Source organism: Pseudomonas sp. NFACC10-1 (genome assembly GCF_900119195.1).
Classification (GTDB): domain Bacteria; phylum Pseudomonadota; class Gammaproteobacteria; order Pseudomonadales; family Pseudomonadaceae; genus Aquipseudomonas; species Aquipseudomonas cerasi.
The window spans coordinates 479207-491559 of the sequence record NZ_FPJB01000005.1; the positions used below are offsets into that span (position 1 = coordinate 479207).

12 protein-coding genes are annotated in these 12353 nt (G+C 59.7%); 6 read left to right on the forward strand and 6 right to left on the reverse strand.

What is annotated here, in order from left to right; translation table 11 throughout:
• The first annotated feature begins 18 nt into the window (after positions 1 to 18).
• From secA to BT119_RS17415, 4 genes are all read left to right on the forward strand, one after another.
• Complete coding sequence (secA, locus tag BT119_RS17400; RefSeq protein ID WP_072366435.1) at positions 19 to 2760, forward strand: preprotein translocase subunit SecA; 2742 nt, start codon at positions 19 to 21, stop codon at positions 2758 to 2760.
• Between the two features lie 109 nt (positions 2761 to 2869).
• Positions 2870 to 4087, forward strand: coding sequence for a bifunctional glutamate N-acetyltransferase/amino-acid acetyltransferase ArgJ (gene argJ / locus BT119_RS17405; RefSeq protein WP_054082051.1), 1218 nt, complete (start codon positions 2870 to 2872; stop codon positions 4085 to 4087).
• 57 nt (positions 4088 to 4144) lie between these two features.
• Positions 4145 to 4771, forward strand: coding sequence for a glutathione S-transferase family protein (locus BT119_RS17410; RefSeq protein WP_072366437.1), 627 nt, complete (start codon positions 4145 to 4147; stop codon positions 4769 to 4771).
• Between the two features lie 2 nt (positions 4772 to 4773).
• On the forward strand, positions 4774 to 5724 hold the full coding sequence (locus tag BT119_RS17415; RefSeq protein ID WP_072366439.1) for a Nudix family hydrolase: 951 nt from the start codon (positions 4774 to 4776) through the stop codon (positions 5722 to 5724).
• A gap of 250 nt (positions 5725 to 5974) precedes the next feature.
• Here BT119_RS17415 and BT119_RS17420 read toward each other — a convergent pair whose 3' ends face one another.
• From BT119_RS17420 to BT119_RS17430, 3 genes are read right to left on the reverse strand one after another with little or no spacing between them, the layout of a single operon-like run.
• Positions 5975 to 6553, reverse strand: coding sequence for a cob(I)yrinic acid a,c-diamide adenosyltransferase (locus tag BT119_RS17420; protein WP_072366441.1), 579 nt, complete (start codon positions 6551 to 6553; stop codon positions 5975 to 5977).
• A 15-nt stretch (positions 6554 to 6568) separates the two neighbouring features.
• A complete protein-coding gene (locus tag BT119_RS17425; RefSeq protein WP_003363997.1) occupies positions 6569 to 8605 on the reverse strand; it encodes a sensor histidine kinase in 2037 nt (678 codons plus the stop codon).
• A gap of 44 nt (positions 8606 to 8649) precedes the next feature.
• Positions 8650 to 9570 carry a putative 2-dehydropantoate 2-reductase gene (locus tag BT119_RS17430; protein WP_072366443.1) on the reverse strand — a complete coding sequence of 307 codons (921 nt, stop codon included), beginning with the start codon at positions 9568 to 9570 and terminating at the stop codon, positions 8650 to 8652.
• Between the two features lie 169 nt (positions 9571 to 9739).
• On the opposite strand from BT119_RS17430, the gene BT119_RS17435 reads away from it, so the two are divergent.
• Positions 9740 to 10219: a YajQ family cyclic di-GMP-binding protein gene (locus BT119_RS17435; RefSeq protein ID WP_003304827.1), complete on the forward strand. Its 480-nt coding sequence runs from the start codon at positions 9740 to 9742 to the stop codon at positions 10217 to 10219.
• Between the two features lie 121 nt (positions 10220 to 10340).
• Positions 10341 to 11171 (forward strand): mechanosensitive ion channel family protein, encoded by an 831-nt coding sequence (locus BT119_RS17440; protein ID WP_072366445.1) that lies wholly within the window; start codon positions 10341 to 10343, stop codon positions 11169 to 11171.
• A gap of 173 nt (positions 11172 to 11344) precedes the next feature.
• Here BT119_RS17440 and BT119_RS17445 read toward each other — a convergent pair whose 3' ends face one another.
• The 3 genes from BT119_RS17445 to BT119_RS17455 form a co-directional block, all read right to left on the reverse strand.
• On the reverse strand, positions 11345 to 11860 hold the full coding sequence (locus BT119_RS17445; RefSeq protein WP_072366463.1) for a hypothetical protein: 516 nt from the start codon (positions 11858 to 11860) through the stop codon (positions 11345 to 11347).
• Between the two features lie 80 nt (positions 11861 to 11940).
• The gene (locus BT119_RS17450; RefSeq protein WP_072366447.1) at positions 11941 to 12210 is read right to left on the reverse strand and encodes a PAAR domain-containing protein; all 270 of its coding nucleotides are present in this window, start codon (positions 12208 to 12210) and stop codon (positions 11941 to 11943) included.
• The coding region (locus tag BT119_RS17455; RefSeq protein ID WP_139271366.1) for a DUF2875 family protein at positions 12207 to 12353 on the reverse strand (147 nt) is incomplete at its 5' end. The genes BT119_RS17450 and BT119_RS17455, both read right to left, overlap by 4 nt.

A 12353-nucleotide genomic window follows, 5' to 3' on the forward strand; every position in this document is an offset into this window, starting at 1 on the left:
GTGGAAGATCCTGTCGATATGTTTGCGCCTTTGTTGAAAAAACTTTTTGGAAGCAAGAACGAGCGTGAAGTAAAACGCATGCTCAAGACGGTACAGATCGTCAATGCCTTCGAAGAGCAAATGGTGGCCCTTTCGGACGAGCAACTGCGCGCCAAGACCGAAGAGTTCAAGGCCCGCATAGCCAAAGGCGAGACCCTCGATCAATTGCTCCCGGAAGCCTTTGCTGTCGCTCGTGAAGCGGGCAAGCGTGTCATGGGCATGCGCCACTTCGACGTACAGTTGATCGGCGGCATGACCCTGCACGAAGGTCAGATCGCGGAAATGCGTACCGGTGAAGGTAAAACCCTGGTCGGTACGCTGGCTGTCTACCTCAACGCATTGTCCGGCAAAGGCGTTCACGTGGTTACCGTGAACGACTACCTCGCTCGCCGCGATGCCAACTGGATGCGTCCGCTGTACGAATTCCTCGGCCTGACCGTAGGCATCGTTACGCCATTCCAGCCGCCGGAAGAGAAGCGCGCCGCCTACGCTGCCGATATCACTTACGGCACCAACAACGAATACGGTTTCGATTACCTGCGCGACAACATGGCGTTCAGCATGGACGACAAGTTCCAGCGCGAACTCAATTTCGCCGTGATCGACGAAGTCGACTCGATTCTGATCGACGAAGCGCGTACGCCGCTGATCATCTCCGGTCAGGCTGAAGACAGTTCCAAGCTGTACACCGAAATCAACCGCCTGATCCCCAAGCTCGAGCAGCATATCGAGGAAGTGGAAGGCGAAGTCACCAAGCCGGGTCATTTCACCGTTGACGAGAAAACCCGTCAGGTCGAGCTGAACGAAGCCGGTCACCAGTTCATCGAGGAAATGCTCACCGAAGTCGGCCTGCTGGCTGAAGGCGAGAGCCTCTATTCGGCGCATAACCTGGGCCTGCTGACTCACGTCTATGCCGGTCTGCGTGCGCATAAGCTGTTCAATCGCAACGTCGAATACATCGTTTCCGACGGTCAGGTGCTGCTGGTTGACGAGCACACCGGCCGTACCATGCCGGGTCGTCGCCTCTCCGAGGGCCTGCATCAGGCTATCGAAGCCAAGGAAAACCTGAACATTCAGGCCGAAAGCCAGACCCTGGCATCGACCACGTTCCAGAACTACTTCCGTCTGTACAACAAGCTGTCCGGCATGACCGGTACGGCCGACACCGAAGCGTTCGAATTCCACCAGATCTACAACCTGGCCGTGATGGTCATCCCGCCTAACAAGCCTTTGGCGCGCAAGGACTTCAACGACCTCGTCTACCTGACGGCGGAAGAGAAGTACGCCGCCATCGTCACCGACATCAAGGCCTGCCTTGCAGAAAACCGTCCGGTGCTGGTGGGTACAGCGACCATCGAAACTTCCGAGCACATGTCCAGCCTGCTCAACAAGGAAGGCATCGAGCACAAGGTTCTGAACGCCAAGTTCCACGAGAAAGAAGCGGAAATCATTGCGCAGGCCGGTCGTCCGGGTGCATTGACCATCGCCACCAACATGGCCGGTCGTGGTACTGACATCCTGCTGGGCGGCAACTGGGAAGTCGAGGTCGCCAATCTGGAAGACCCGACTCCGGAGCAGATCGCGCAGATCAAGGCTGACTGGCAGAAACGCCATCAGCAGGTGATCGAAGCGGGCGGCCTGCACGTCATCGCCTCCGAGCGCCACGAATCGCGCCGTATCGACAACCAGCTGCGCGGTCGTGCCGGCCGTCAGGGCGACACCGGCTCCAGCCGTTTCTACTTGTCGCTCGAAGACAGCCTGATGCGCATCTTTGCCTCTGACCGGGTGAAGAACTTCATGAAGGCGCTGGGCATGCAGTCCGGTGAGGCCATCGAGCATCGCATGGTGACCAACGCCATCGAAAAAGCGCAGCGCAAGGTGGAAGGTCGCAACTTCGACATCCGCAAGCAATTGCTGGAGTTCGATGACGTGGCCAACGAACAGCGTAAAGTGATTTATCACATGCGTAACACGTTGCTGGCCGCCGAGAACATTGGCGAGACCATTGCCGACTTCCGTGAAGAAGTGCTCAACAACCTGATCAGCCAGCATATTCCGCCACAATCCCTGCCGGAGCAGTGGAATGTTGCCGGTCTGGAATCGGCGCTCAACACCGACTTCGCGGTTCAACTGCCGATCCAGAAGTGGCTCGACGAAGACGACAACCTGCACGAAGACAGCCTGCGCGAAAAAATCATGGCGCAGCTGCTGGTGGCTTACAACGAGAAGGAAGACCAGGCCAGCGCCGAAGCCCTGCGTTCCTTCGAGAAGCAGATCCTCCTGCGCGTGCTGGACGACCTGTGGAAAGATCACCTGTCGACCATGGACCACCTGCGTCACGGTATCCACTTGCGCGGTTACGCTCAGAAGAACCCTAAGCAGGAATACAAGCGCGAGTCCTTCACGCTGTTCCAGGAACTGCTCGATTCGATCAAGCGCGATACTATCCGTGTGCTTTCGCATGTTCAGGTTCGCCGCGAAGATCCAGAGGAAGAAGAAGCACGCCTGCGTCAGGAAGCCGAAGAGCTGGCCAGTCGCATGCAGTTCGAACACGCGCCTGCACCGGGTATCGAGCAGCCGCTGCTCGACGAAGAGGGTGGTGAAGCGCCTGTTGCCGTTGCATCCGAACCGGTTCGCAACGACCAGAAACTGGGCCGCAACGAGCTGTGCTGGTGTGGTTCGGGCAAGAAATTCAAACACTGTCACGGCCAGATCAACTAAGCCTTTGACTGTGTAATACCTGCGCCGCGACCGGCTTGCCCGTCGCGGCGTTTTTTCATTGATCGCCGTACCGATGCGGACGGCGCCACACTCCATGAGGAGCACCCCGATGGCTGTTGGTCTTGGTCCTTTGCCTGCGTTGCACCCGGTTCCCGGTTTTGAACTTGGCATTTCTTCTGCCGGCATCAAACGCCCGGGGCGCAAGGATGTCGTGGTCATGCGCTGTGCCGAAGGCTCCAGCGTTGCCGGTGTATTCACCTTGAATGCGTTCTGCGCAGCGCCGGTCATTCTGGCCAAACAGCGTGTTCAGGGCACCGTGCGTTATTTGCTGACCAACACCGGTAATGCCAATGCGGGCACAGGCGAACCAGGTCTTGTGGCGGCGCGGCGTACCTGCGAGACACTGGCGCAACTGACTGGCGTCGATGCTTCTGCGGTGCTGCCGTACTCGACGGGCGTGATCGGCGAGCCGCTGCCAGTGGAAAAGATCGAAGGCGCTCTGCAGGCTGCGCTGGATGATCTGTCTGTGGATAACTGGGCCGCTGCGGCGACCGGGATCATGACCACCGACACCCTGCCCAAGGGCGCCAGCCGTCAGTTCAGCCATGACGGCGTGACCGTCACTGTGACCGGCATCAGCAAGGGCGCAGGCATGATTCGACCGAACATGGCGACCATGCTCGGTTACATCGCCACCGATGCCAAAGTGGCGCAGAGCGTGCTTCAGGACCTGATTCGTGACGGCGCCAACAAGTCGTTCAACCGCATCACCATCGATGGCGACACCTCGACCAACGATTGCTGCATGCTGATCGCCACCGGTCAGGCTGACCTGCCGGAAATCACCGAGGCCAAAGGCCCGCTATTCGAAGCGTTGAAGAAAGCCGTGTTCGATGTGTGCATGGAAGTCGCTCAGGCCATCGTGCGTGACGGTGAAGGTGCGACCAAGTTCGTGACCGTTGAAGTCAACGGTGGCGGCAATCATCAGGAGTGCCTGGACGTCGGTTATGCCGTGGCCCACTCGCCACTGATCAAGACCGCGCTGTTCGCCTCCGACCCGAACTGGGGACGTATTCTGGCGGCTGTCGGCCGTGCCGGTGTGCCGGATCTGGACGTGAGCAAGATCGACGTATTCCTGAGTGGCGTGTGCATCGCCAGCCAGGGCTGCCGCGCCACGACCTACACCGAAGAGCAGGGCTCGGCGGTGATGGCCGAAGAAGAAATCACCATCCGTATCGAGCTGGGCCGCGGCAATTGCAGCGAAACGATCTGGACCACCGATCTTTCTCACGAGTACGTGAAGATCAACGCGGAATATCGCACCTGATTCAATGCCCGGCGCGCCGGCATCCTGTCTTCGCGCCGGGCTCAATGGAGCTGAACCATGAGCCTGCACCTGATTATCGGCGACAAACGCTACTCCTCCTGGTCGCTGCGTCCCTGGCTGGTGCTGGAAATGACCGGTGCTTCGTTCACCGATCAGGTCATCCGCCTGAACCAGCCTGACACCCGTGCGAACATTCTCAAGTATTCACCCACCGGCAAGGTCCCTGCGTTGCAGTGCGAGCACGGCACGATCATCGATTCGCTGGCCATTTGCGAATACCTGGTCGAACGTTTTCCGGACGCTGGCCTGTGGCCGAGTGACATCGCCGCGCGTGCTCAGGCACGTTCTGCGTGCGCGCAGATGCACAGCGGTTTTGTCAGTCTGCGTTCGAACATGCCGATGGACCTGCGCCAGGATCAGGCACTGGAAGTAATCCCGGTCGATACCCAGAACGACATCGACCGTATCGTCGAACTGTGGGCCGAATGCCGCACTGCGTCGGCCGAAAGTGGTCCGTTTCTGTTCGGCAAGCCAAGCATTGCCGACGCGTTCTTTGCCCCGGTAGCCATTCGCCTGCGCAGCTACCGTGTCGAGTTGCCTGAAGAAGCGCTGAAGTACATCGAAACCATTTACCAGTGGCCTGCTTTCAAACGCTGGCAGCAGGCCGGTCTGGAGGAGTTCTGATCGTGAAACGAGTTCATGTGGCCGCCGCCGTCATTCGTGACGCTGACGGCAGCGTATTGATTGCCCGACGTGCCGACACTCAGCATCAAGGCGGCCTCTGGGAGTTTCCTGGCGGCAAGGTCGAGGAGGGCGAGACCGTCCAGGACGCGCTCGCACGTGAACTGCAGGAAGAGCTGGGCATCCTGGTGACGGCGGCACGTCCGCTGATCAAGGTTTGTCACGACTATCCGGACAAGCAGGTGCTGCTGGACGTCTGGGAAGTCTCGGCCTTCACTGGCCTGGCGCATGGTGCAGAAGGGCAGCCGCTGGTCTGGGCCAGCCCGCGTGAGCTGGCCAATTATGACTTTCCGGCCGCCAATCAGCCTATCGTCGCGGCGGCACGTTTGCCCGGCGAGTACCTGATCACCCCTGAGGGGCTGGACAATATCGAGCTGTTGCGCGGTATGCAGAAAGCCATCGAAGGCGGCATCAAACTGGTCCAGTTGCGTGCGCCGGGTGGTTACGACCCGAAGTACCGTGACCTGGCCGTGGATGCGGCGGGCCTGTGTGCCGGCAAGGCGCAGCTCATGCTCAAAGGGCCTCTGGAGTGGCTGGGCGACTTTCCGTCCGCCGGTTGGCACCTGACGGCGGAGCAACTGCGCAAGTACGCCAGTCGCGGGCGTCCGTTCCCTGAGAACCGTTGGCTGGCGGCGTCATGCCATAACGCCGAAGAGCTGGCTTTGGCAGAGCAGATGGGCGTGGATTTCGTCACCCTGTCGCCTGTTCAGCCAACCCTGACCCACCCGGATGCGCAGCCACTGGGCTGGCCGCAGGCAACGCAACTGATTGCAGGCTTCAATAAGCCGGTCTTTCTGTTGGGTGGCGTAGGCCCTGCCGAGCGTCAACAGGCCTGGGAAAGCGGCGCACAGGGCGTTGCCGGGATTCGCGCGTTCTGGCCTGACGAGATCGTCTGACGCTCAGCAGAGGACGCAGAGCTCCCAGAACGGCATGCCCACGCAGAGTACCTGACGTTATACACAAGTCTGCTCTTGATTCTGGCCGCAGGCCGTGGGAGTGAGCTTGCTCGCGAAGAGGCCAGTAAAACCCCTGAAAATGGGGCGTCTGGACCGATGTCTTCGTGAGCCCGCCTCGCTCACTCCCACAAGGCCTATACATAACGCCAGGCCGCTGGCGTGTGTGAGCTCCGTGTAATGGATATGCCCGTCAAACCTGCTTGGGCGCGGGCTGCCAAAGGATCTCGGCAATGCCCTGTCTTCTGGCGATCAATCGAGCAGCGACGAACAGCAGGTCCGACAGCCTGTTGATATACGCCAGTCCTGCGCCTTCCAGCGGCTCGACAGCATTCAGATGCTGACAGCGACGTTCTGCACTGCGCGCCAGGCTGCGGCAGATGTGCGCTTGGGCGATCAGCGATGAACCGCCTGGCAAAATGAAATTCTCCAGTGGCCCCAGTTCGTCATTCCAGACATCGATGGCGGCCTCCAGTCGCTCGACCTCGGCTTCGTTCAGCGCCTTGTAGGTCGGCATGGCCAGTTCGCCGCCCAGATCGAACAGACGGTGCTGACACGGTGCAAGTACTTCGATCACTTCCTTGAGGGCCGGGACGCGCTGAGCTTCATCGATCAACCCTGCCAGCAATAGCCCCAGCTGGCTGTTGAGCGTATCGACCTCACCGATGGCCTCGACGCGCGGATGATCCTTGGAGACCCGACGGCCATCGCCCAGACCGGTTTCACCGGCATCGCCAGTGCGCGTGTAAATCTTCGACAAACGAAAGCCCATTGATGCGATTCCTGATCAGGATTTTGAAATGACCTGCTGCTGAACGCTCACCTGGTTGGCCACCAGCGGTAGACGCAGCGTAAAGCAGGTGCCTGTGCCGAGAGAGGAATGTACCTCCATCTGGCCTTTGTGGTTGTTGGTGACAATGAAGTAGGACACCGACAAGCCCAGTCCGGTGCCCTGGCCGATTTCCTTGGTGGTGAAAAACGGCTCGAACGTACGCTTGCGGATGTTCTCCGACATGCCGATGCCGTTGTCCTCGACCTGGATCTCGGCCCACGGCGGATTGAGGCGCGTGCGCAGGGTGATGCGCCCGGGCTCTTCGCTCTCCGGCCGCTGGTGAATGGCCTGCGCGGCATTCTTCAGCAGGTTCAGCAGCACCTGCTCCAGCTCGTTGGCAATGCACGGCACCGGACCCAGTTCGGGGTCGAACTGACGGATGATGTGCTGGCCCTTGAAGTCGAAACCGATGGTCAGATCGAAGTCGTTACTGGCGATCTCCACGGCCTGATCGATCAAGGCCGGCAAGTCGCAGGGTGATAACTGACGACTGCTCAGGCGGCTGAAATTGAGCATGTGGCTGACGATTTTTGCGGCCCTGGCACCGGCCTGCTGGATGCCGTCGAGCAGTTTGGGCACTTCGCGGCTTTCCAGGTAATGGTTGACCTGTGCCAGATCGACGCCGTCGGCCTCGGCCTGCTCGATGTTCTTCGGCAGCTCCGGGGACAGCCGCCGGCGGATGTTCTGCACGTTGTGCAGAATGGCGCCCAGCGGGTTGTTGATCTCATGCGCCATGCCTGCTGCCAGACCGCCGACGGACAACATTTTTTCCGACTGCACCATCATTTCTTCCAGCGATATGCGCTGGGTGATGTCATCGATCCGGATCACCACGCCGCGCCCGGCATCACCGGTCAATGGGTAGAACGTCAGCGCGTAGTGGCGGGACTCGTCATTCTTGATCCAGGTCACGCGCTCGATCTTGGTCACGCTGTGGCGCTCGACGGTGTGCTTGATCTGCGGCAGAAACGAGCGCATCGGCTCGAAGGCCAGGAAGATCGGCTGGTTCAGCGCTTCGTCCAGAGTCGTCCCGGACAATGCCGTCGCCTCCTGATTCCACTGGGTGACGTACAGCTGTTCATCCAGCGCGATCATCGCCGACGGCATCGAGTCGATGATGCTGTTGAGGTAGTTCTGGAAGCCGGTGAGCTTCTTCTCGATCTTGCTGCGCACCTGGACTTCCAGCTCCAGCTTGCGGTTGGTGTGGCGTGTCTCCTCGGCCAGCCCTTGGGCCTGATCGTAGGCTTCCTGCGAGTCGTCCCGCGCGCGCTTGAGTTGCTGTTCACGCGCTTCGATACGCGACAGCATGGTGTTGAACGCCTCGGCCAGGCTGCCGATTTCATCCTCGTTACCGGGTTCTGCGCGGAGTGCGTAGTTCTCTTCGCGGGTCACCTGCCGGGACAGTTCTTCAAGCTGATAAATAGGTTCAGTAATCAGGCGCCGAATCTGCCGTGCCACCACCAGCCACAGCAACACGCTGAACACCAGAATGCCCAGGCTGGCGGTCAGCGTGCCGGTGTAGAACGCTGGGGGCAGCTCGCTGCTGGCAACCAGCAACAGATGCCCTGGCGGCTCGTCGCCCTTCGGTACGGTAATGACCTGCGTACTGCGAAATTCGGTCAGGCGCCAGTTGTCCATGTCTTTGAAGTGTCTGGGCAGCTCAAGGCTTTCGCCCTGATGCATCTGCTCAAGCCGCTCGCCGTTGTTGTCATACAGGGCTGCGGCACGTAACGGCCCGTAGCTTCTCAGTTCCTTGAGCAGCGCGCGCGCCTCATCAGGCGAGTACAAGGCCCGTTCGTTGAGGTTGGCGCTGCTAATCAGCCGGCCAATGGTCTGCAGGGCCTGCGGAGCCATCGCCTCCTGAGAGATGTAATAGGCCGCGCTGATGAAGGTCAGGTTGGCGACCAGCAGTACGGTGGTCATCAGGACCAGCAGGGCGGCCAGCAGTTTCTGGCCGACTGGCAGGTTTTCCAGGCGTTGGCGCAAGGGCATTGGGCAAGTCGCAGTGACGGGTGATGCGAGCAGGGTAGCGCGGGCTAGTCGGTACGCAAACCCTTGCTTGCCAGATGGGCTGTCAGACGCGTCTGCAAATGCTGCAGGTGCGGTGCGGGGCTGCCATGACGCGCTGCGGCTGCGCACGCATAACCCAGCAGGTAGCTGATTTCGGTGCGTCGTCCGTGAAGCACATCCTGATACATGGATGAATAGTTGGAGGCGGTCGCCTGGATGACCCGCAGCACTTCGGCATGCAGCTCCTGCGCGGCCGCTGGCTGGCCGCAGCGGCCCAGCAGCTCGGTCAGCTCGGCGCACAGCGTGGCGACCTCGCAGGCGTGCTCGAGCAGGCCACCATTACGGCAGTCATGCAGCACCGTCAGCGGGTTGATCGCGCAGTTGAGGGCCAGCTTGCGCCACAGGCGGGTCAGGATGTCCGGCGTCCATTGGTGGGGAATGCCACTGTCGTGCAAGTCCTGCAGAAGCGCGGGGGCTGTCGGGTTGGATGCATCCCCCAGCCAGTTGAAACCATGGCCAGCGAACCTGACGTGCCAGTCCGATTCCAGAAACGCGCCTTCGGTGCTGGAGGCAAACAGGCAGCGCGCGTGGGGGATTTGCGCAGCCACTGCGTCCTGGCTGCCCAGGCCGTTCTGCAACAGGATGACGTCGGCCTGCGCCGTCAATCGCGGAGCCAACTGAGCGACAGCCTGCTCGGCCTCGTAAGCCTTGCAGGCCACCAGCAGTCGTTCGATGGGTTGTCGATGGTCGGCGGTCTGCGCTTCGACCGGGTACGCATGGGCAATATCGTTCTCGACCAGCGTCACGCAGCTGCCATTGGCTTGATAGGCGGCCAGCCGATCAGCGTTGCGAAGGATCAACCGCACCGGCAGATTCGCGCGTGCCAGTCGCGTCGCCCAGAGACTGCCCAGGCTGCCTGCACCGAGAACATGCCATGTCACCGCCATCACAGCGGCACGTTATGGCGCTGAAGCGGTCTGCAGAAGGTGAAAACAAGGATGTGCATGGAAGGCTCACAGTGAACGCTGGAAAAGTCTCGTTATAATGAGCGTTCTTTCACACCGTCAAGTCATGCGTGCCCGAATTGTGCGCACGCCGTTTATCTGGAGAACATACATGCCCTCGTTCGACGTAGTGTCCGAATTGGATAAACACGAAGTCACGAATGCCGTCGACAACGCTATCAAAGAGCTGGACCGTCGCTATGACCTCAAAGGCAAAGGCACGTTCGAGTTCAAGGAACTGACCGTCACGCTGACTGCAGAAGCAGACTTCCAGCTGGAGGCCATGATCGAAATCCTCAAGCTGGCGCTGGTCAAACGCAAGATCGACGCGAAGTGCCTCGAGATCAAGGACGCTTATGCTTCCGGCAAATTGATGAAGCAGGAAGTCATCCTGCGTGAAGGCATCGACAAGGAGCTGGCGAAGAAAATCGTCGCTCACATCAAGGAAGCCAAACTCAAGGTCCAGGCCGCCATTCAGGGCGAGCAGGTGCGGGTGACCGGCAAGAAGCGCGACGACCTGCAAGAAGCCATCGCAGCGTTGCGTGCCTACGATTCGGGCATGCCGTTGCAATTCAACAACTTCCGCGACTGATCGTTGCATTGAAAGCCAGGGAACCCTGCGTTCCCCGGCCAGTCCGAATCGCCCTGAGCATTGAAATGACGGCAGGCTGCCGTGGTTTTGATCGCAGTTCGTGACGAGTAAGGAGATAACGATGGATTTAAACGCAGAAGTCGGTCATCTGTGGCAAGCGTCGCAGGCCTGGATTCCGATGATCATGGAGTACGGCAGCCGCTTGCTGCTGGCAGTCGTTACATTGTGCGTAGGCTGGTGGCTGATCAACCGGCTGACCGGCAAACTCGGCGCCTTGCTGGCCTTGCGACACGCCGATCTGGCCTTGCAGGGCTTCGTCAGCAACCTGGCCAACATCATTCTGAAAATCCTGCTGGTGGTCAGCGTCGCGTCGATGATCGGCGTGGAAACCACCTCGTTCGTGGCGGCGATCGGTGCGGCCGGTCTGGCGATCGGTCTGGCCCTGCAAGGCAGCCTGGCGAACTTCGCCGGTGGCGTACTGATTCTGTTGTTCCGTCCGTTCCGTATCGGTGACTGGATTGAAGCCCAAGGTGTGTCGGGAACCGTCGACAACATTCAGATCTTCCACACTGTACTGCGCACCGGCGACAACCGTACGGTGATCATTCCCAACGGCAACCTGTCCAACGGCATCATCACCAACACCAACCGTCAACCGACCCGCAAGATCACCTTCGACATCGGCGTCAGCCACGATGCGGATTTGAGGAAAGCATTGCAGGTCCTGCTGGACATGGCAGACGACCCACGCGTACTCAAGGACCCGGCCCCCCAGGCCGTGGTGGCAGCGCTGGGGGAGAACTCGATTACCTTGTCCCTGCGTGTCTGGACCAGCAGTGGCGACATGGGCGACGTGACGTCGATGTTCAACATCGAAGCGCGCGACCGCCTGAAGGACGCAGGCATCGAGATTCCATTGCCGCAACGGATTGTGCGGGTGGTTCAGGAATAGTTGTGAGTGCGGTATGAAAAAGCCCTGGCTCGTGAGAGTCGGGGCTTTTTTAGTTGCAGGTTCAGGAAAAGGCTCTTTCCATGGTTGATGATTGTCTGCCTTCAGCGATGCCCGGGCGCTTTACCGTCTGTTGATACGAACATGCCTTTCAGCTCTCCGGCACAAAAAGTAGGTTATTTACTGTAAATGTAACCGTCGTCGTCCTCATCTTCCTCGTTGATATCTTTGAGTTTTTCTTGATGAGGCACCGGGTAAAGACCCAGTACAGCCGCTATTCCCGCAGATATGCCCATGAGGAATGGGGTCGGCTCGGGATACTGCGAAAGTTTCCGATCGGGATCCTGTGTGGGATTAACGCCGCTGCCAGTGGGGAGCTTCATTATCTTCATACCATCAGCGGTGAGAATGCAGCGAGGCAGGACTATCTTGCCTTCAAACATTTCCACTATTTCGGCGTTGGGTAAGGGGGTGAGCGGCTCACAGACCTGTGCACCCGATTCGCTATGCGTGAACAAGAACTTCTCGCCGCTTTTCTCGATACGAATCCTTGGCTGATTCTTGGGCTTTGTGGCGTAGTCACCAATCAACTCGTCACACGGGGACACTGACTCTTGCGCACAGCCCGCTAATAGAACCATCCCGGCGACTAAATGCATCCCTACGACGGCCTGACAAAAACGCGTGTACATGTTTCTTCCTTGTTCCAATTGAGGGGGCAGTTCCATGTCGTTTCCTGTACTTGCGCTGCATGACCTGATCACGAAATATCCTAAACCACTCGCACATTCATGGCGTGGCTGGCCACACCCTGACAGCCGCACGCCAGTCGGTGGCCGTGCAGGACCACCGGTATGCCGTTCAGTTTTCGGGTGGGGTGGCCTTCGATAAAGGCGAACTCTCCTGAATGAAGCGGGCAGGTGGCTTTGTCGCCCAGCACGGCCGGAGGCTTGCCGTTGAGGGTGTGGGTGCCTGCCAGTTGGCAGGACACCACTCGGCCACCACTGCTGATGGCGTCGCCCAGGCAGACGGGATAACTCACTCCGCAGGTGCCCCGCCGGTTGGCGAGCCGAAGGTGAACGGGTCTGCGCCGCGGTTCTGGCTGTTCTTCGCTTTGCGGGCTTCATCGGGCGGGCGGACCATTTGTACGGTCAGGCTGCCATCGGTGCCGGCGTAGACCACGGC

Bases quoted from the DNA above. Each gene is read 5' to 3' on its own strand.
- secA (WP_072366435.1), top strand. From the start codon at position 19: ATGTTTGCGCCTTTGTTGAAAAAACTTTTTGGAAGCAAGAACGAGCGT.
- argJ (WP_054082051.1), top strand. From the start codon at position 2,870: ATGGCTGTTGGTCTTGGTCCTTTGCCTGCGTTGCACCCGGTTCCCGGT.
- BT119_RS17410 (WP_072366437.1), top strand. From the start codon at position 4,145: ATGAGCCTGCACCTGATTATCGGCGACAAACGCTACTCCTCCTGGTCG.
- BT119_RS17420 (WP_072366441.1), bottom strand. From the start codon at position 6,553: ATGGGCTTTCGTTTGTCGAAGATTTACACGCGCACTGGCGATGCCGGT.
- BT119_RS17425 (WP_003363997.1), bottom strand. From the start codon at position 8,605: ATGCCCTTGCGCCAACGCCTGGAAAACCTGCCAGTCGGCCAGAAACTG.
- BT119_RS17430 (WP_072366443.1), bottom strand. From the start codon at position 9,570: ATGGCGGTGACATGGCATGTTCTCGGTGCAGGCAGCCTGGGCAGTCTC.
- BT119_RS17435 (WP_003304827.1), top strand. From the start codon at position 9,740: ATGCCCTCGTTCGACGTAGTGTCCGAATTGGATAAACACGAAGTCACG.
- BT119_RS17440 (WP_072366445.1), top strand. From the start codon at position 10,341: ATGGATTTAAACGCAGAAGTCGGTCATCTGTGGCAAGCGTCGCAGGCC.
- BT119_RS17445 (WP_072366463.1), bottom strand. From the start codon at position 11,860: ATGTACACGCGTTTTTGTCAGGCCGTCGTAGGGATGCATTTAGTCGCC.